This window comes from Bacillus sp. TH30, from assembly GCF_016650875.1.
Taxonomy (GTDB): Bacteria; Bacillota; Bacilli; order Bacillales; family Bacillaceae_G; genus Bacillus_A; species Bacillus_A mycoides.
Map to the genome: position 1 here is coordinate 4229054 of NZ_JAEKEY010000002.1, position 19586 is coordinate 4248639.

Consider the following 19586-nt stretch of genomic DNA (forward strand, 5'->3'; position numbering starts at 1 on the left):
AAGGTGCGTTGAATGATATGCAGAAAACGAATGCGGTACCAGTAACCATTTTATGTATAGCACCCATATTGATTTTATTTACAGTTATACTTTCTGTTTTATATGGGGCGAAAAACATTGATGCTGAAACAGTGTGGAATGCTTTATTTCATTTTGATTCAAGCGATGTAAATCATAATATTATTATTACTTCACGTTTACCAAGGGTAGTTGCAGCTCTTTTAGTCGGAGCATTTCTAGCCATATCAGGAGCACTTATGCAGGGGATGACAAGAAACTATCTTGCATCCCCTTCTATTATGGGTGTGACGGATGGTGCAGCCTTTGTTATTACACTTTGTATGATTTTTCTTCCGGGAATGTCATCGATTGGTATGGTTTTATGTTCAATGATTGGCTCTGCACTAGGAGCCGGTATAGTGTTTGGTTTTGGCTCACTCCTTCAAAATGGCTTATCCCCTGTTAGATTAGCAATTATAGGGACAGTTATTGGAACATTTTTAAGTAGTGTATCGGCTGCGATGGCTTCATATTTCCAAATTTCTCAAAATGTTAGTTTTTGGTTTAATGCAAAGTTAGATCAAGTGGACCCTAATATCATTAAAATCACGATACCATTTGGGATAATTGGTATAATTTTAGCACTATTAATATCAAAATCTATTACCATTCTTTCTTTAGGAGAAGAAGTTTCTATTAATCTAGGTCAGCGTACAAAACTAGTTAAAGCGATGGCAATTTTATCAGTTATTTTTTTAACAGGAACAGCAGTTGCTTTAGTGGGGAAAGTTGGTTTTGTAGGTTTAATTATTCCACACATTACGCGCTTTATAATTGGGGTAGATTATAAGTGGATTTTGCCTTGCGCAGGCGTTATTGGTGGAGTTTTCTTAGCATTATGTGACATTTTAAGTAGATTTGTAAACTATCCATTTGAAACACCAATTGGAGTCGTTACTTCCTTAATTGGAATTCCTTTCTTCCTTTATTTAATCCGTACAAGAGGAGGAGAGAGACATGCTTAAAAGTTCAAGTCAACGTTTTGGAATGACAATGGGGATTAGTATATTTTTAATATTATGTGCTATTTATATTAGTTTAACGAATGGTACGTTTGATATTACGATTACAGATGTATTTAAAACACTCTTTAGAATAGATCCAGTACCAGACCATGATTTAGTTATTTTTGAGTTTCGCCTTCCGCGCATTGTAATTGCTGGATTAGTAGGATTAGGCCTCGGTGTTGCGGGTGCTGTAATTCAAGGGATTACGAGAAATGGATTGGCGGACCCAGGTATTTTAGGAGTGAATGCCGGAGCAGGTACAGCCATCGTAATTTTCATGTTCTTCTTTCAAGGGCAATTAAAGAGCACAGACTGGGTTTCTATTATGATGATGCCGATGTTTGGTTTAGTCGGTGGGCTAGGAGCCGCTATAATAATTTATCTGTTTTCTTGGAAAAACGGTAAGTTAGACTCGCAACGTCTTTTATTAACAGGGATTGCAATTGGATCTGGATTTGGAGCGTTTTCTATGTATTTATCGCTCAAAATGAAGTCAACTGATTTCGAGATGGCTGCAGTTTGGGTGTCTGGAAGCATATATAGTGCAAACTGGAAGTATATTGTTGCTATGTTACCGTGGCTTATCATTTTAATTCCACTTATACAAAAGAAAGCTTATTTATTAGATTTATTTCAATTGGAAGAAACGAGTATTACAAGTTTAGGTGTTGCAGTAGAACGAGAGAAATCCATTTTACTATTAAGTAGTATCGGACTTGTGAGTGCATGTGTTGCTGTTTCAGGAAGTATTGGTTTCATTGGATTAATGGCACCGCATATAGCGAAAAGGCTCGTCGGTATTCAGCATAAATATATAATTCCTACGTGTGGAGTAATCGGAATGTTCCTTGTAATAGCTTCAGACTTTATTGCAAAAACAGTTTTCACCCCTGTAGAGTTACCTGTTGGAATCGTTATTTCTATTGTCGGTGTACCGTATTTCTTATATTTACTTTATAAGGCGAAAGCGTAAGAGGAGGAATAAAAGTGAGTATTTTAAGTGCAAAAAATTTAGAAACGAGTTATGAAAAGCTTACAGTGTTTCGCGATTTAAATGTGGAAATACAAGAAGGAAAAGTAACGACAATTATAGGGCCAAACGGGTGCGGTAAATCAACACTGTTAAAAACAATGGGAAGAATTTTAAAGCAAAAGAGCGGTAAAGTATATTTGCAAGGACAGGATTTAAATACGATTCCAACGAAAGAAATTGCGAAGCAGTTAGCTTTACTCCCGCAAACTCCAATTGCACCAGGAGAGCTTAAAGTAGAAGAGTTAATTTCTTATGGACGCTATCCACATCGAAATAACGTAAATAAGTTAACTTCAAAAGATAAAGAAATGATTGATTGGGCATTAGAAATAACGAAAACTTCTGAATTTCGAACGAGACAAATTGCAAATTTATCAGGTGGTCAACGACAGAAGGTATGGCTAGCGATGGCTTTAGCACAAGAGACAGAAGTGTTGCTATTAGATGAGCCAACTACATATCTTGATATGTCTCATCAATTAGATGTATTACAAATTGTGGAGAAGTTAAATAAAGAACATAATTGTACGGTCGTTATGGTATTACATGATATTAACCATGCAGCAAGGTTTTCAGATGAAATTATTGCAATGAAGGAAGGGGAAATCGTTACAACTGGTAGCCCAGAAGAAATAATTACAAATGAAGTGTTAAAAGAAGTATTTCATATTGATGCACGTGTCATGATTGATCCGTATAATGGGTCTCCTGTTTGTTTCGGTTACGATAGCGTTGTATCTCAAGAAGAGAAAGTAGAAATATATGTAACGAGTTAAGAAGGGGGGATGTAAGATGAATACTACTATTGAAAAACAGCAGGTTATTACATTTAATACAGAACAGTGGAAAATGTATTCAAAATTAGAAGGTAAAGAATATCAAATTCATATTTCAAAGCCGAGGCAGCCAGCACCAGAGTCAGGATATCCTGTTATATACGTATTAGATGGCAATGCCTTTTTTCAAACATTCCATGAAGCGGTTAAAATACAATCAGTTAGAGCAGAGAAAACAGGTGTTTCACCAGCTATTATAGTAGGTATTGGTTATCCAATTGAAGGGGCATTTTCAGGAGAAGAAAGATGCTATGATCTTACACCTGTCGTAATTTCAAAAGATGCCCCGTTAAAACCGGACGGTAAACCGTGGCCTAAAACAGGGGGAGCGCATAATTTCTTTACTTTTATTGAAGAAGAATTGAAACCACAAATTGAAAAGGAATTTGAGATTGATAAAGGAAAGCAAACGTTATTTGGACATTCTTTAGGTGGTCTATTTGCTTTACATATACTATTCACAAACGTAAATGCCTTTCAAAATTATTTTATAAGTAGTCCATCTATTTGGTGGAATAACCAATCCGTGCTTGAAAAAGAAAAGAATCTTATAAATGAATTAAACAATGCTAAGGTTGAAACGGGAGTATTCCTTACAGTTGGGTCATTGGAACGAGAGCATATGGTTGTAGGTGCAAACGAATTATCAGAGCGCCTTCTCCAAGTAAAACACGATCAGTTTAGATTTATGTTTTATGAAGCTGAAGGGGAGAATCATGCATCTGTTGTGCCGACTTCTTTAAGTAAAGGATTGAGATTTATTAGTCAAGTGTAGAAGACGTATATGAAAAAAGGTAAGCAATTGCTTACCTTTTTTCATTATTGTTTTATTGCTACGTATCCATCAATTAAAAAGCTTGTGAAAAAGCGATTGATTTGAGTAAATCCACATTCCTCCATGATAGCTAGTAGATTCGTTTCGGAAATAGGAAATATTTCTGTTTCAAAAGAATTTTCAAATCGGTTCCAATCTTCTAATGGAATTTGATTTTGCATCATGTGGTTGCGCCAAGCATTCAATTGTGCAGAAAACATACTTGTATGGGGTACACCATTTATTGTAGAGAGAAAGAATGGAGCACCAGGTTTTAAGCGACTACTAATTTCATTAAGAAGCTCTTTTTTCTCCTTAATAGTTGGGATGAAATGAAGAACAAGCATACAAGTAGCAGCGTCAAATAATGGATTGGTTAATAATGAATGGACAGTTCCATGTACAAAGTGAATTTGATTTTGTATGCCTTCGCTTTCAATTCTTTTTTTAGCTAGCTGTAGCATGCTTTCAGATGGATCAACACCTGTAAAAGATAAGTTGCTATTTTGTTTGCCTATTGAGAGAATTTCTTGTCCACCACCAGCACCTATAACTAGTAAATTTGGATTCATATTTTCTTTAGGGAGTGTAGTAAACAAGAAATGATTCATCATTTCATATAGGTTGTAGTAGCCGGGGATTTTACATGGAATTCTTTGTTCATATGAATTTACGGTAGTATCATTCCAATTCATTTTTAACCTCCTAAGTATGTGTGTTATAGGTTTATTATGGAATGAAATTATGAAGGGAAACAATCCCGTAAATCTGGGGGGAAGAGGATGTATGAAAAAATAACGAAAGAAATTACAATGGTAGCGAATCGGATAAGTTCTATAAGGACATTTCAAGAGTCATTTCTCCACTTAATACGTAAAGTCATTGATTTTGACGCCGCTTGTTTTACAGCTATAGACCCAATTTCTTTTTTATCTACTGGGGCATTTACGGATGAAAGTGTTGAAAAGATTCATCCACAATTGTTTATGAATGAATTTCTAGAAGATGATTTTAATAAATTTAAATATTTATCAGAACACTATCCTCATGTTGCTTCTCTTAGTATGGTGACAAATGGTGAACAAAAGAAAAGCTCTAGATACCGAAATATTTTAAACCCAGCAAGTTTTGGAGATGAATTAAGGGGCGTTTGTATGAGTAAGGGGAACTGTTTTGGGCATCTTAGTTTATTTCGAGGGAGTACAAGTCCCGCTTTTCATATAGGTGATTGTAAGTATTTGGCAACGATAGTCCCAATTGCTGGAGAGGCTTTAAAAAAGGCATTTCCTAAACCTTTTTCAGAAGAGAAGGTAATAGGGACAGGCACGATTATATTAAGTGAGGATTTTAATTTATTATATTGGAATCAAGATGGTAGCGATTGGCTCTCAAATCTTAGAAAGTATGAACAGTTAAATATAAAAGAAATACCAAGGCCAATACGTGCGGTTTGTTCGAAAGTAAAGGCTAACGAATATAATGTAGGTTGTATGAATAGAGAAGAAAAAGTTTGTATACCTTTAGCCTATGGACATTTTTTAATCATTCGGGCCAGTAAGTTAGAACGTACAAGTAGTTTTCAGGGTGGTTATGTTGTTCTATTCGAAAGAGCAAGACCGGAAGAAATCTTTCCGCTTATTACGGAAGTGTATAGTTTTACAAAACGTGAGAAGCAAGTAATACGTAAAATTCTTACAGGTATGTCGACAAAGGAATTAGCCCATGAACTTTGTATATCTATATACACGGTACAAGATCATTTAAAATCCATTTTTGAAAAGACTGGGGTAAGTAGTAGAAATGAACTCGTGTGGGAAGTTTTTTCAAGATTTTGTTTTGATGTCGATGAATAAAAATAAATAAAATAACTCTATAAAAATCACATGAAGTACGGTGGATGAGTTGTAGAATAGGGCTGAAAAAAGGTTATGGATGAAACATTCCATAACCTTTTTTTATAAGTAGAATTGTCCTTTTTGAAAGTTTTGTTTCAACTTTTCGTCTAAAGAGACAAAAAGTTGTCACAATTCGGTCACAATTAGCATAAACATAAAATAGACGAAATGAACTTATTTCCAAAAAGGCTTGATTCATTCCATTCATGATTAGTAGAGCTGAAAAAGCATGGATTAAAAGTTCACTATATTCTCAAGGAGGTAGATCGTATGAAAACTATTCTTGCTATCGCTGGGTTTATTTGGGTTTTATCACATGGCATTCCAATTTATGAAGGAGAACAAATTCGCAGTGCTCTGAATAAAAATTTTAATGAATACCATATCATTGATCGGCAAGATAATGTTGTGACAGTTCGTGTAAATGACTGTTTTCATACGGTAACCGTTGAAGGAACTTCAGTAGTGAATGATACAAAAGTATGTGATCAGCAATAATTATATATAGGAAGAAAAAAGTCTCAATTTACACGTGTGAAAATTGAGACTTTTATATTTGTGGATGAATAATAAGCGGGGATGGACAATCCCTGCTTATTATTGTTTTTTTGAAAAAAAGAAAGGGTATCATATTAATTGAGACTGAGAAGCTAATGATGTGTTAAGAATAATCATAAAGCGAAAATATACTCATATGGGGTATCCTACATAGATATTTGATGATATAATTGGTATACTCATAAAAGCAATTGTTTTATTGGATGAAGAGAAACTTTAAGAAGGTGATAATATGGATCATAAGGACCATGAATCAGTAACACATAGATCAGAAAAAGAAAAAGAACAAATTATAAATAGATTAAAGAGAATTGAAGGCCAAGTCCGTGGTATTCAAAATATGATTGAAAATGATCGTTATTGCGTGGATATTTTAGTTCAAATTTCTGCGATTAATGCAGCGATGAAAAAAGTAGGAATGGGTGTCTTAAAAAATCATACGAGTCATTGTGTTTCAGGAGCTATTAAAAATGGTAATGGTGACGAAGCAATTGAAGAATTAATGACAGTATTTGAACGTTTTTCAAAAGCATAAAAGCCAAGCTAGTATTTGACTAGCTTGGCTTTTGTTTATATAGGAGAAGATATATAAATTCATAATTGGAGCAAAAAAATAAAGATTTTAGAAAAAATAAAAATCATGATATAAAACCATTGATTACCTTAGGGGGTATGGTAAGATGTAGTTGTGATTAACAAACAATGAAGAAACAAGAGGAGGATTTTAAATGGAACAGTTAACATTAAAAGTTGAAGGTATGTCTTGTGGACATTGTGTAAACTCTATCGAAAGCAGTGTGAAAGAGCTAAATGGTGTTGAACAAGTGAAGGTTCAATTAGCAGAAGGAACTGTTGAAGTTACTATCGACTCGTCTGCTGTAACATTAAAAGATATCGTTGCTGTAATCGAAGATCAAGGATACGATGTTCAATAATTATTTTTGGATATGAAAATAAATCGTACTTTAAACGAAGTACGATTTATTTTGCTAATAATTATACCTCATAAGGGTATATAGAGGTGAGAGACATGAATGAACAAAAAGAGGCCAATCTTCAAATATCAGGAATGACATGTGCAGCATGTGCCAATAGAATTGAAAAAGGTCTGAAAAAAGTAGAAGGTGTTCATGATGCAAATGTAAATTTTGCACTTGAAAAAACAAAAATAATGTACGATCCAGCGAAAACAAATCCGCAATACTTTAAAGAAAAAGTTGAATCGTTAGGATATGGAATTGTAAGTGATAAAGCTGAATTTACTGTTTCAGGAATGACATGTGCAGCATGTGCGAACAGAGTTGAAAAGCGTTTAAATAAGTTAGATGGTGTGAACAAAGCGACAGTTAATTTCGCTTTAGAGTCGGCAACGGTAGACTTTAATCCTGATGAAATCAGTGTAAATGAAATGAAGAGTGCGATTACAAAGTTAGGATATAAATTAGAAGTGAAATCAGATGAGCAAGATGCATCAACAGATCATCGCTTACAAGAAATTGAACGACAAAAGAAGAAATTTATTATTTCGTTTATTTTATCATTCCCGTTATTGTGGGCAATGGTGAGTCATTTCTCATTTACATCGTTTATTTATTTACCTGATATGCTAATGAACCCTTGGGTACAGCTAGCTCTTGCAACTCCTGTTCAATTTATCATTGGTGGACAGTTTTATATTGGAGCGTATAAAGCGCTACGCAATAAAAGTGCAAACATGGATGTTCTTGTGGCACTTGGAACGTCCGCAGCTTATTTCTATAGTGTGTATTTAAGTATTAGGTCGATTGGTTCTTCAGAACATATGACAGATTTATATTTTGAAACGAGTGCGGTACTTATTACTTTAATTATTTTAGGTAAATTATTTGAGGCGAGAGCAAAAGGGCGTTCATCAGAAGCTATTAAAAAGTTGATGGGACTACAAGCGAAAACTGCCACAGTTGTGCGAGATGGAACAGAGATGAAAATTTTAATCGAAGAAGTGGTAGCTGGTGATGTTGTCTATGTTAAACCTGGTGAAAAAATCCCAGTAGATGGAGAAATTGTAGAAGGAAAATCAGCGATAGATGAATCGATGTTAACAGGCGAGAGTATTCCAGTTGATAAAACAATTGGGGATGTAGTAATTGGCTCTACAATGAATAAAAATGGATTTTTAAAAGTTAAAGCAACTAAGGTAGGAAGAGATACTGCATTAGCTCAAATTATTAAAGTAGTAGAAGAGGCTCAAGGTTCAAAAGCTCCTATTCAAAGGGTAGCTGATCAAATTTCTGGTATTTTCGTACCAGTTGTAGTTGTAATTGCTATTATCACATTTGCAGTGTGGATGATATTTGTTACACCTGGTGATTTTGGCGGAGCACTTGAGAAAATGATAGCGGTACTTGTTATCGCTTGTCCGTGTGCATTAGGTCTTGCGACACCTACATCTATTATGGCTGGATCAGGAAGATCGGCTGAGTATGGCATTTTATTTAAAGGCGGGGAGCATTTAGAAGCAACCCACCGATTAGATACAGTTATTCTAGATAAAACAGGTACTGTGACAAATGGGAAGCCGGTGTTAACAGATGTAATTGTAGCAGATGGATTCCATGAAGAAGAAATACTACGTTTAGTAGGTGCAGCAGAAAGAAATTCTGAACATCCACTTGCAGAAGCGATTGTTGAAGGAATTAAAGAAAAGGGTATTGATATCCCAAGTTCAGAAACGTTTGAAGCAATTCCGGGATTTGGTATTGAATCGGTTGTCGAAGGAAAACAATTATTAATTGGTACACGCCGATTAATGAAGAAGTTTAATATTGATATTGAAGAAGTTTCTAAATCAATGGAAGAACTAGAGCGAGAAGGAAAAACAGCAATGCTTATTGCGATAGATAAGGAATATGCTGGAATTGTTGCTGTTGCAGATACTGTAAAGGATACTTCAAAAGCCGCAATTGCAAGACTTAAGAAAATGGGTCTAGATGTCGTTATGATTACAGGAGATAATACACAAACTGCTCAGGCAATCGCTAAGCAAGTTGGTATTGATCACGTAATTGCAGAAGTATTACCAGAAGGAAAAGCAGAAGAAGTGAAGAAACTTCAAGCTAGTGGTAAGAAAGTGGCTATGGTTGGAGATGGAATTAATGATGCTCCTGCGCTTGCTACAGCGGACATTGGAATGGCAATTGGAACAGGAACAGATGTAGCAATGGAAGCAGCGGATATTACGTTAATCCGTGGTGATTTAAATAGTATTGCTGATGCAATTTTTATGAGTAAAATGACGATTAGAAATATTAAGCAAAATCTATTCTGGGCGTTAGCTTATAACGGCCTAGGAATTCCAATTGCGGCGCTCGGTTTCTTAGCTCCTTGGGTTGCAGGTGCAGCAATGGCATTTAGCTCTGTATCAGTCGTATTAAATGCATTAAGATTACAAAGAGTTAAATTGAAATCTTAAACACTTTCAGCTATAAAGCGAATTTAATATGCTTTTTTACAATAAACAATACTTTGTATGAGTATTGTTTATTGTTCGTTTAGAAGGAAAAGTCGATATAATATAGAAAGAGCAGAAGTAGAATCATATATAGTGGAAGAAACTGTTTCGAAAATAAACACGAAATAATTATCCGGATAACCGAAATAAAAGAGTTAGTTTGATAAGGAGTTTTACATATGTTTAAAGATATTAAAATTAGAACATTCCAGAAGGAGGATTTAGAGCAAGTATTACAATTGTTCTATGAAACGGTTCATACGGTGAATGTAAAAGATTATAACGAGTTACAGCTACAGGCGTGGGCCCCAGAGCGACTAGATAGAGAGAGATGGCTACAGTCTTTAGAAAAGAATATTTGTTACGTTGCTGATTATAAAGGTGTGATAGTGGGATTTGGGGATTATAATGATGATCATTACGTAGATCGCTTATTTACGCATAAAGATTATCAAGGAAAAAGGATAGCATCATACATACTACAGAAGTTAGAAAAAGAAGCAGTGAACTTGCAGCATAGGGATATATATACAGAGGCGAGTATTACAGCAAAACCTTTCTTTGAAAGCAAAGGTTTTATTTGCATAAAGGAACAAAATAAGCAGCATAATGGTCAAATTTTTATTAATTATGTCATGAAAAAAATAGCCTTCTCATAAATGAGAAGGCTATTTTTCATTATTTTACAGCTTCTTTTAGTTCTTTACCAGCTTTAAAAGCAGGTACTTTAGAAGCTGCGATTTGCATTTCTTCACCCGTTTGTGGGTTACGGCCTGTACGAGCAGCTCTTTCACGAACTTCGAATGTACCGAATCCGATAAGTTGTACTTTTTCGCCAGCAGCTAAAGAGTTAGTGATTGATTCTACTACAGTTTGTAAAACTACAGTAGCTTCTTTTTGAGAAATCTCAGCGTTTTGTGCTACGTTTTTAATTAATTCTGTCTTATTCATGTTTTTCACCTCATATGTAAATAATGCTATTTAAGTTGTTATTATAACGTATAAAACATTCGAGAACAAGTGTACGTACATATATTCGCAAAAAAAATGAAATTTGTAATATTTTTTAGGACCAATTTATAGACATTCAATTTAAGCGGATACAGATTTTTTCTTTAATGCAGTTTGCTCTTTATTGGAAGGTAGTTTCTTATTATAAGATATGAAATAAGGTAATGCTACAAATAACATACCCCCTACTAAGTTTCCGAAGAAAACAAAAATGAAGTTTGGAAAATATTCAACCCAAGTTAAATGACCAGAAAAAATTGCAGCTGGGATGACAAACATATTGGCTACAACGTGTTGAAATCCAATCGCAACAAAAGTCATAACAGGGAACCAAATACCGACAATCTTTCCGATAAATTCTTTACTTCCCATACTGAGCCAAACAGCTAAACAAACGAGCCAATTACACCCGATTGCAGAAATGAAGGCTTGCAGTGGTGTATCTTGTAGTTTAGCTTGTGCAATAGAAACTGTTTTTGCTAAAAAAGCTCCCTCCGTTAAGCCGACGATATGACCAAAAAAATAAGCGACGAATATAGCACCTATGAAGTTGCTAAACGTAACAATAACTAAATTTCGTATGAAGTGAAATAAGTCGATTTTTTTGTGAAGCCATGCCATTGAAACGGTCATCATGTTGCCAGTTACTAATTCACCGCCTGCAAGGATAACGAGTATAAGACCGATAGGGAATACGGCAGCACCTAAAAAGCTAGTAAATGATCCCCAAGATTTTGGCATTGTTCCGATAACATGGATATCAAGTAAATATCCTAATGCTATGAAAGCACCACCAAAAAAACCGAGAATTAGCATAGGGAGCAATGATAAATGAGCTTTTTTTCTTCCAGAATTAGCAGCAAGTTCCGTAATTTCTTCTGGTGTAAATACAGACATGAATAATCTCTCCTCAATAAAATGATAGAATGAATAGAAGGAACATTTTAAAGAATCTATGTATGATAAAAATATGATATGACTTCTGTATAAATTTGTCAAAGTGAGTGGGGAAGAAATTGGATATAACGAACATTGTTCATGTTGTCACATTAATGTAACAATAAGGATTTAAAGTGATTTTAGAGGTGAAAACATGAATACGCATCATGTAAAAAAAGAACGAAAAAAATCAATCGTAAAGATATTTATTATTAGTTTCATAAGTATATTAATGATACCAGTAAGTTTGTATTTCTATGCGACTGAAATAGAAAGAAGACTAGTAACAGTTACGTGGAATGAAATAGAAGCTCCTACAATTCCTAAAGAGTTTAATAATAAAAAAATATTGCAGTTCTCAGATGTACATTTAGGACCAGATTTTACATTGAAACAACTAGAAAATTTGGTGGAGAAGATGAATGAATTACATCCAGATATAGTAGTTTTTACAGGAGATTTAATAGATAAGTTTGGATCCTATAGTGCGGAAAGAGAAGAAGCAAAGGTTATTTTGCAGAAAATTAAAGCTCCCCTAGGAAAATATGCTGTGTTTGGGAATCATGATAGAGGTGGGGGCGGTAGTTTATTTTACAAAAAGTATATGGAGGAAGCTGGTTTTTCTGTTTTAGTAAATGACGTGCAGAAAATTAAAGTGGAAAATGGCAAGTATATTACAATATCAGGTTTGGATGATTTGTTATTAGGGAAACCACAAATAGATTCGACTTTAAAAAACTTAAGACAACAAGATTTCAATATGCTATTAGTACATGAGCCTGATGTTGTAGATAAAGTAGCTGGTTATCCAGTTGATTTTCAAATCTCAGGACATAGTCATGGAGGACAAGTTCAGATTCCTTTTGTAGGTCCTTTAATTACCACAAAATTAGCAGAGAAGTATGTTGAAGGAATGTATGAATTAGAAGGAAAGAGTAAGTCGTTATATTTATATGTAAATCGCGGTATTGGAACGACTCGAATGCCTGTCAGGTTTTGGAGTGTACCTGAACTTTCAGTTTTTGTATTGAAGCAAAGTAGTAACTTAAAGTAGAACGTTTCATATTTTGGAGAATTAAGAGTACTTTTAAAGAAAGTTCTCTTTTTTATTGATTAAGTGCAGAATATTATGTACTTTTATGTAAAGTGTTAAAAAGAAAGGAGAATTTCTATGATAGAAACATGGCATAAAGAATTGGAAAGTATATATAACCAAATGGTTTCATGGCGAAGAGATTTTCATCAATACCCAGAGCTATCGTTTCAAGAAATAGAAACACCGAAAAAAATAGCTGAAATCTTAAAAAGTTTTCATATTGATGTGACAACAGATGTCGGGGGAAGAGGGGTAATCGGCGTAATTGAAGGTGGAATACCTGGGAAGACGATAGCGCTGCGTGCTGATTTTGATGCACTACCTATTCAAGATGAAAAACAAGTTTCATATAAATCAAAGGTTCCCGGCGTAATGCACGCTTGTGGCCATGATGGACATACAGCAACACTTTTAGGTGTTGCAAAAATATTAAGTGACCATAGAGACCAGCTCTCTGGAAAAATAGTTCTGATACATCAACATGCAGAAGAGAAAGAGCCTGGCGGAGCAATTGCTATGATTGAGGATGGTTGTTTAGAAGGAGTAGATGTTGTATTTGGAACACATTTATCTTCTCAAATGCCTTTAGGAATGGTTGGGGCGAAAGCTGGAGCAATGATGGCGGCAGCTGATACTTTTGAAGTAAAGATTCAAGGGCGAGGCGGTCACGGCGGTATGCCGCATCATACTGTTGATGCTATTATCGTTGCAACACAAGTAATTAATCAGTTACAACTTTTAGTGAGTCGAAAAATAGATCCGCTTCAATCTGCGGTATTAACAGTCGGTACATTCCATGCTGGTCAAGCGGATAATATTATTGCGGATACTGCTGCATTTACAGGGACCATTCGAACGTTAGACCCTGAAGTGAGAGGATATATGGAGAAGGAATTTAAACGAGTTGTTGAGGGGATTTGTCAGTCTCTTCATGCTGAAGTTAATATTCAATATAAACGAGGTTATCCAATATTAATAAATCATGTAGATGAAACACGTCATTTTATGACGGTTGCGGAACATGATCTTGGCAAAGAAAGGGTCATGGAAGTACCACCTATTATGGGTGGGGAAGATTTTGCATACTACTTAGAACATGTTCCAGGAGCATTTTTCTTCACAGGTGCGGGTAATGAAGAAATAGGAGCGACATACCCACATCATCATCCTCAATTTGATTTTGATGAACGTGCGATGTTGGTTGGTGGGAAGTTGCTTTTAAGTCTTGTGAATAGTTATTTAAGAGATGGAAAAGAATTTCTTCATCATATAGAAGTGAAAAAGTAATTTACATAAATAAAAAACAACAATAGGTCATATAAAACCTATTGTTGTTTTTTATTATTTTTGCAAGGAAAGACTATCAAAATATGTTCTATAGTTACTAGAGAATTCAAAGTTGTTTTTTGCATCCCAATTAATAGACCAAGACATTAAACCGCGAAATGCAGGATAGCCACTCTGATTAGAAAGTTTATACTTTCCTCCGAAGGGAACGCCTTTAATGATATAATCTAAAGCTTTTTTCATTTCGGTTGGAGAAATATATCCGCCACTTGGAGCTGCTGCCGGTGCCGCCGGAAGTCCAATCATTACTTGATCTGAACGAAGAGCTGGGAAAATATTATTTGGATTACCACCTACAGGAAAGCCATGTAAGAGCATATCTGCCATCGCGACCTCGTAGTCTGCGGTTCCTTGATTATAATTATTACCGTCCATCCCAATGCCGCTACCAGAATTGTAGTGTTGAACGTGAATATACGTTAGTTTGTCTTTCACTCCGTAAATAATTGGTAAATATGCACCCCATATGCTTCCATACGCGCTATAACCGCCTTGAACATAAGCTGTTTCAGGGGCCATGCTTAATAGGAAATCTGGACCGTAATGGTCTGAAATCGTTCGAATTGCTGAGATAAGATTCACGATTTGAGGAGTTGTTGGGTTTTTAAAATTAGTGTCATTACCGTTTAAGTAAATACCTGATTCAAGGTCAATATCTATTCCATCAAAACCGTATTTATCGATCAGAGATTGTATGGAATTAATAAAACGTTGTTTAGCAGCATTGTCAGGAAGTAAAACGACCCCATTTTGTCCACCTATTGAAAGAACTATTTTCTTTCCTTTACTTTTTAAATAGGAAATATCAGATTTGAACTCTGTATCTGTACCATACACAGGGGAAAATTCAACAGTGGAACGATCACCACCAGTTTCACCGAAAGATACATTTATTACATCCCATTTTGGTGAAACATCTTTTAATTTAATAATGCCAGTACCGTTATCAAAGTTATGCCAATATCCAATGAGTAATTTTGACCCTAAATTGTTTGTTGCTTTTGTTTGGAAGGGAGCTAGTGGTAGCAGTAAGAAAATTACTAAAATACAACAAATGAATTTGAACTTGTTTAACATATCAACACTCCTATACAAAAAGTTGTCTAGATGTATAATCTTGTTCCTTTAATAATATCTGAAAATTCACTCTTTTGTAAGGCGACTATAATTTTCTCAACAATTGTATATGGAAAATTATTAAACCTAATGTAATAATTTCATTAGGAGCTTGCATTACAATTGTTAAATTCAGAATATTTTGATATATTCTGAAGTATAGAACAACGTTTTTCGCATAATACTCTTACATAAATTTCAAAATTAAGTTTGGAAGGGGATGTACAAGAGTTGAATAAAAATCTTAAGAAAGACCTCAAAATACGCCACATTACAATGATCTCAATTGGCGGCGTAATAGGAGCTGGTTTGTTTGTCGGAAGTGGTGCGGTTGTGCATTCAGCAGGGCCAGGTTCTATCGTTTCATATGCATTAGCAGGACTTCTAGTTATTTTCGTTATGAGAATGCTGGGGGAAATGGCAGCTATTAACCCGACAAGTGGTTCGTTTGCAACATATGCACGAGAAGCAATCGGCCCCTGGGCGGGTTATACAATTGGGTGGCTATATTGGTTCTTCTGGGTAATTGTTATTGCAATAGAAGCTACAGCAGGGGCTGGTATCATTCAATACTGGATTCCACAAATCCCGCTCTGGTTATTAAGCTTACTATTAACAATTTTATTAACGCTGACGAATGTTTTTTCAGTGAAATCATTTGGAGAGTTTGAATATTGGTTTTCATTTATTAAAGTAATTAGTATTGTTTTGTTCCTATGCCTTGGTCTTGCTGTGATTTTAGGATTTGTACCAGGAACGGAAGCACCTGGCACTTCAAATTTAGTAGGGCAAGGGGGATTTATGCCAAATGGTATAAGTTCGGTGCTGCTTGGAATCACCGTCGTTATATTTTCATTTATGGGATCAGAGATTGTTGCAGTAGCGGCTGGTGAATCTGCCGAACCTGTAAAAGCAGTAAAAACAGCAACAAATAGTGTGATTTGGCGTATTCTCGTATTTTTTATTGGATCTATCGCTGTAGTTGTTACACTTCTTCCATGGAACTCAGCAAACATATTAAAAAGTCCGTTTGTAGCGGTACTTGAACATATAGGAATACCAGCGGCAGCACAAATTATGAATTTTATCGTTTTAACAGCTGTACTTTCTTGCTTGAATTCAGGTTTATATACAAACTCAAGAATGCTTTTTTCGATGGCAGAAAGAGGAGATGCTCCAAAGGCATTTTTAAAATTGAACAGTAGTGGTGTTCCAGTTCGGGCAGTTTTATTTGGAACGTTCTTTGCTTATATTGGAGTTGTTTTTAGTTACATATCTCCAGATAAAGTCTTTTTATTTTTAGTGAATGCATCTGGTGGGATTGCGTTACTAGTTTATCTCGTTATAGCAGTTTCACATTTAAAGATACGTAAAAAAATGGGGAAAGTAGAACAACAAAATTTGAAAGTGAAAATGTGGCTTTTCCCGTATGTAACGTATGTTACAATTGCCGCTATTATAGCAGTTTTAGTTGCAATGGTTGCAATTGAATCTTTACGTTCACAAGCACTTTTAACGATGCTTGTTACTGTTCTTATTATAGTTTCTTATTTTATTTTTAATAGAAATAAAAATAGTTCGGTTTTGAATCCTAAAAGTGAGGATAAAGAGCCCGTTCAATTCTAATTTATTGTTTTGGAAGAGAGTTACACCCAATCATTGCTATAAAAGAATCATATATAATCATAGAAACAAGTAATTACTATTGTCATAGTGAATATAAACTTTTTTCTTGACTTTTTATACGAAGGCGAGCAAAATGGTAAAAAAGGAAGGGGGGATGATGATGGAAGAGTACGTATTGGAGCTGTATAACTTTTTATATACGACAGAATGGCAAGATATTGTTTCGTTTCTAGGAATAGTATTTTGTATGAAAATTGTAATTGTATATATGGAAGAGCAAGGTATGTTCTATTCCTTCTCATCTCCGTTCGATGTGCAGCGCGAGCCGTTGCTGAACTATGCCAAGGTAAATTACGAACAATTTCCTTTTGTGATTTTCTTTATGATTCGATTTATAACAGCAATTGTAAAGAAGAAGGAAAGTGACGATGAAGAGTGCCACTCAACTTGTAATATAGCTAACGTTTTTTAAGCTAAATACAAGGAGGAGATTTATATGTGGTTTCGATTTCTTATGATTGGTTTCTTTTCATTAACAGCAATTTCATTAATGGGATATCAAGTGTCTGAAATATATCAAGCGTATAGCAATACGTTTTTTAACAAAAACTAATTCCATTGCTATTTAAATAATAAAGCGATAAAATCCTTCTTAAGAAGTTTTATTAAGAAGGATTTTTTCTTTGCTCTGTCTTACTGTGTCAAACTATTGTCACATTTACACTGTGAATAATATGTTAAAATAGTGAGGTTACGTATACATATTTGAAGGAAGAGGAGTGACCATTTTGGTGGATCAATCAACGAATCAGAAAAGCTATGCTCCTATTGTGATAACGCTTTCTGTACTTGTAAATGCGATTATTTTATTTTTGTTCTTTGGACCTGTTGGCTATGAAGGAGAAGTACATTTTGATGTAACAATTTTACCAATGTTAAATGCAATCTTTAATAGTTTTACGTTTGTATTTTTATTAGCAGCATTATTCTCTATTATTAAAAAGAATGTAAAAATGCATCGTGGATTTATTCTTGCAGCATTTACAACGACTTTACTATTTTGTGTTTCATATTTATCGTATCATTACTTGGCGCCAGCAACACATTTTGGCGGAGAAGGATTCATTAAATATGTGTATTTCATCATTTTAATTACACATATTATCCTTGCAGCAATTATTGTACCACTTGCATTGTTTGCACTTGTATTTGGTTTTACAAATCAATTAACACGTCATCGTAAAATTGTACGTTGGACGATGCCAATTTGGTTATATGTAAGTTTATCTGGGGTTATTGTTTACTTAATGATCTCGCCTTATTATCAATAAAAAATCTCAGCCTTTAAGGCTGGGATTTTTTTGTTAAGCAAATTTGTTTGTGAAATTAAAAAAGTGTGGTATACAAAAGTATAGTTGCTTTTCATATGGAAGGGATGGTAAAGGTATATGCAAAATTTTGTATTTCGTAATCCAACAAAACTTATTTTTGGTAAAGGACAATTAGAGCAGTTAAAAACTGAGATTCCACAGTTCGGTAAGAAAGTTCTTCTCGTATATGGAGGAGGAAGTATTAAAAGAAACGGTATTTATGATAATGTAATTTCTATTTTAAAGGATATAAATGCGGAAGTGTTTGAATTGACAGGTGTTGAACCGAATCCTCGTTTATCAACTGTAAAGAAAGGGATTCAAATTTGTAAAGACAATGGAGTCGAATTTATTTTAGCAGTTGGTGGAGGAAGTGTAATCGACTGTACGAAAGCGATTGCAGCTGGTAGTAAGTATGATGGAGATGTGTGGGATATTGTAACGAAAAAAGCATTTGCTAGCGAGGCGTTACCATTTGGTACTGTGCTTACGCTTGCAGCAACAGGATCTGAAATGAATGCAGGATCTGTAATTACAAACTGGGAAACGAATGAAAAGTACGGCTGGGGCAGTCCAGTTACATTCCCTCAGTTTTCAATTTTAGATCCACTACATACTTCGTCTGTGCCGAGAGATCAAACGATTTATGGTATGGTCGATATTATGTCGCACGTATTAGAGCAATATTTCCATCACGGCATGAATACAGAATTACAAGATCGTTATTGTGAATCTGTTTTAAGAACAGTAATTGAAACAGCTCCTAAGCTTTTAAGTGATTTAGAAAATTATGAGCATAGGGAAACAATTTTATATTGCGGTACTATGGCGTTAAACGGCATTTTAGCGATGGGAGTAAAAGGAGACTGGGCAACTCATAATATTGAGCATGCAGTTTCTGCTGTTCATGACATACCGCATGGGGGCGGACTCGCGATTCTATTCCCAAATTGGATGAAGCATGTTATAGATGAAAATGTGAGTCGCTTTAAACAGTTCGCTATTCGTGTATTCGATGTAGAAACAGATGGGAAGACAGATAAAGAGGTTGCGTTAGAGGGAATTGAGGCGTTACGTCAATTTTGGACTTCAATTGAAGCTCCAGTAACATTAGCTGATTACGCTATTAGAGAAAGTGAAATTGACTTAATGGCGGATAAAGCGATGGCTTATGGTGAATTCGGTAACTTTAAAAAATTAAATAAAGATGATGTTCTAAATATATATAAAGCTTCTTTATAAGTGAATCGAGAAAAGAAACCTATTTGATTATTGTATCAAATAGGTTTCTTTTTTGTTGTCTATAACCGTTCGTGACTGATTTTGATTATTTGTGAATGTTTATGGTTGATTTTTGTGATCGTTTTCATTATACTGTAATCAAAGAA

General features: G+C 34.8%; 20 protein-coding genes. 16 read left to right on the forward strand and 4 right to left on the reverse strand.

The genetic code is table 11. The features are described from left to right. Positions 1-17: 17 nt before the first annotated feature. Genes JFU20_RS24075 through JFU20_RS24090 form a run of 4 tightly spaced genes read left to right on the forward strand, consistent with a single transcriptional unit; the run spans position 18 to position 3711 of the window. Positions 18-1025, forward strand: coding sequence for a FecCD family ABC transporter permease (locus JFU20_RS24075; protein ID WP_002014660.1), 1008 nt, complete (start codon positions 18-20; stop codon positions 1023-1025). After that, positions 1018-2040 (forward strand): FecCD family ABC transporter permease, encoded by a 1023-nt coding sequence (locus JFU20_RS24080; RefSeq protein WP_002128652.1) that lies wholly within the window; start codon positions 1018-1020, stop codon positions 2038-2040. Before JFU20_RS24075 ends, JFU20_RS24080 begins: the two co-directional genes overlap by 8 nt. Before the next feature lie 14 nt (positions 2041-2054). After that, complete coding sequence (locus JFU20_RS24085; protein WP_002014663.1) at positions 2055-2876, forward strand: ABC transporter ATP-binding protein; 822 nt, start codon at positions 2055-2057, stop codon at positions 2874-2876. Between the two features lie 16 nt (positions 2877-2892). Further along, entirely contained in the window at positions 2893-3711 is an 819-nt protein-coding gene (locus tag JFU20_RS24090; protein ID WP_002014664.1) for an alpha/beta hydrolase, read from the forward strand. Positions 3712-3755: 44 nt separating this feature from the next. Here the strand turns inward: JFU20_RS24090 and JFU20_RS24095 are convergent, their stop codons facing one another. Next, positions 3756-4445: a class I SAM-dependent methyltransferase gene (locus tag JFU20_RS24095; RefSeq protein ID WP_002165226.1), complete on the reverse strand. Its 690-nt coding sequence runs from the start codon at positions 4443-4445 to the stop codon at positions 3756-3758. An 87-nt stretch (positions 4446-4532) separates the two neighbouring features. Between JFU20_RS24095 and JFU20_RS24100 the strand changes: the two genes are divergently transcribed. From JFU20_RS24100 to JFU20_RS24125, 6 genes are all read left to right on the forward strand, one after another. Beyond that, entirely contained in the window at positions 4533-5603 is a 1071-nt protein-coding gene (locus JFU20_RS24100; RefSeq protein ID WP_201038944.1) for a helix-turn-helix transcriptional regulator, read from the forward strand. A gap of 312 nt (positions 5604-5915) precedes the next feature. Further along, positions 5916-6143 (forward strand): hypothetical protein, encoded by a 228-nt coding sequence (locus JFU20_RS24105; RefSeq protein ID WP_002014667.1) that lies wholly within the window; start codon positions 5916-5918, stop codon positions 6141-6143. A 292-nt stretch (positions 6144-6435) separates the two neighbouring features. Continuing rightward, positions 6436-6738, forward strand: a complete 303-nt coding sequence (locus JFU20_RS24110; protein ID WP_002014668.1) for a metal-sensing transcriptional repressor — start codon at positions 6436-6438, stop codon at positions 6736-6738. Between the two features lie 193 nt (positions 6739-6931). After that, positions 6932-7138, forward strand: coding sequence for a copper chaperone CopZ (gene copZ, locus JFU20_RS24115; RefSeq protein WP_002014669.1), 207 nt, complete (start codon positions 6932-6934; stop codon positions 7136-7138). Between the two features lie 95 nt (positions 7139-7233). Further along, positions 7234-9654 (forward strand): heavy metal translocating P-type ATPase, encoded by a 2421-nt coding sequence (locus JFU20_RS24120; RefSeq protein WP_002014670.1) that lies wholly within the window; start codon positions 7234-7236, stop codon positions 9652-9654. A gap of 218 nt (positions 9655-9872) precedes the next feature. Next, a complete protein-coding gene (locus tag JFU20_RS24125) occupies positions 9873-10352 on the forward strand; it encodes a GNAT family N-acetyltransferase (protein ID WP_002014672.1) in 480 nt (159 codons plus the stop codon). Positions 10353-10371: 19 nt separating this feature from the next. Here JFU20_RS24125 and JFU20_RS24130 read toward each other — a convergent pair whose 3' ends face one another. Then, positions 10372-10644 (reverse strand): HU family DNA-binding protein, encoded by a 273-nt coding sequence (locus tag JFU20_RS24130; RefSeq protein WP_002033657.1) that lies wholly within the window; start codon positions 10642-10644, stop codon positions 10372-10374. Positions 10645-10785: 141 nt separating this feature from the next. Then, positions 10786-11601 carry a formate/nitrite transporter family protein gene (locus tag JFU20_RS24135; protein WP_002014675.1) on the reverse strand — a complete coding sequence of 272 codons (816 nt, stop codon included), beginning with the start codon at positions 11599-11601 and terminating at the stop codon, positions 10786-10788. Between the two features lie 196 nt (positions 11602-11797). On the opposite strand from JFU20_RS24135, the gene JFU20_RS24140 reads away from it, so the two are divergent. Both JFU20_RS24140 and JFU20_RS24145 read left to right on the forward strand, forming a co-directional pair. Then, the gene (locus tag JFU20_RS24140; protein WP_002014677.1) at positions 11798-12697 is read left to right on the forward strand and encodes a metallophosphoesterase; all 900 of its coding nucleotides are present in this window, start codon (positions 11798-11800) and stop codon (positions 12695-12697) included. 117 nt (positions 12698-12814) lie between these two features. Further along, positions 12815-14026 (forward strand): M20 metallopeptidase family protein, encoded by a 1212-nt coding sequence (locus tag JFU20_RS24145; protein WP_002014679.1) that lies wholly within the window; start codon positions 12815-12817, stop codon positions 14024-14026. Between the two features lie 54 nt (positions 14027-14080). Here JFU20_RS24145 and JFU20_RS24150 read toward each other — a convergent pair whose 3' ends face one another. After that, entirely contained in the window at positions 14081-15163 is a 1083-nt protein-coding gene (locus JFU20_RS24150; protein ID WP_002165229.1) for a chitinase, read from the reverse strand. Positions 15164-15433: 270 nt separating this feature from the next. Here JFU20_RS24150 and gabP point away from each other — a divergent pair, with 270 nt between their 5' ends. The 4 genes from gabP to JFU20_RS24170 all read left to right on the forward strand — a co-directional run bounded on the left by gabP (position 15434) and on the right by JFU20_RS24170 (position 19440). Continuing rightward, positions 15434-16828 (forward strand): GABA permease, encoded by a 1395-nt coding sequence (gabP, locus tag JFU20_RS24155; protein WP_002165230.1) that lies wholly within the window; start codon positions 15434-15436, stop codon positions 16826-16828. A 133-nt stretch (positions 16829-16961) separates the two neighbouring features. Next, positions 16962-17300, forward strand: coding sequence for a hypothetical protein (locus JFU20_RS24160; protein ID WP_002014685.1), 339 nt, complete (start codon positions 16962-16964; stop codon positions 17298-17300). Between the two features lie 316 nt (positions 17301-17616). Continuing rightward, the gene (locus JFU20_RS24165; RefSeq protein ID WP_002137842.1) at positions 17617-18159 is read left to right on the forward strand and encodes a DUF420 domain-containing protein; all 543 of its coding nucleotides are present in this window, start codon (positions 17617-17619) and stop codon (positions 18157-18159) included. A 117-nt stretch (positions 18160-18276) separates the two neighbouring features. Continuing rightward, positions 18277-19440: an iron-containing alcohol dehydrogenase gene (locus tag JFU20_RS24170; protein ID WP_002014688.1), complete on the forward strand. Its 1164-nt coding sequence runs from the start codon at positions 18277-18279 to the stop codon at positions 19438-19440. Positions 19441-19586 lie beyond the last annotated feature (146 nt).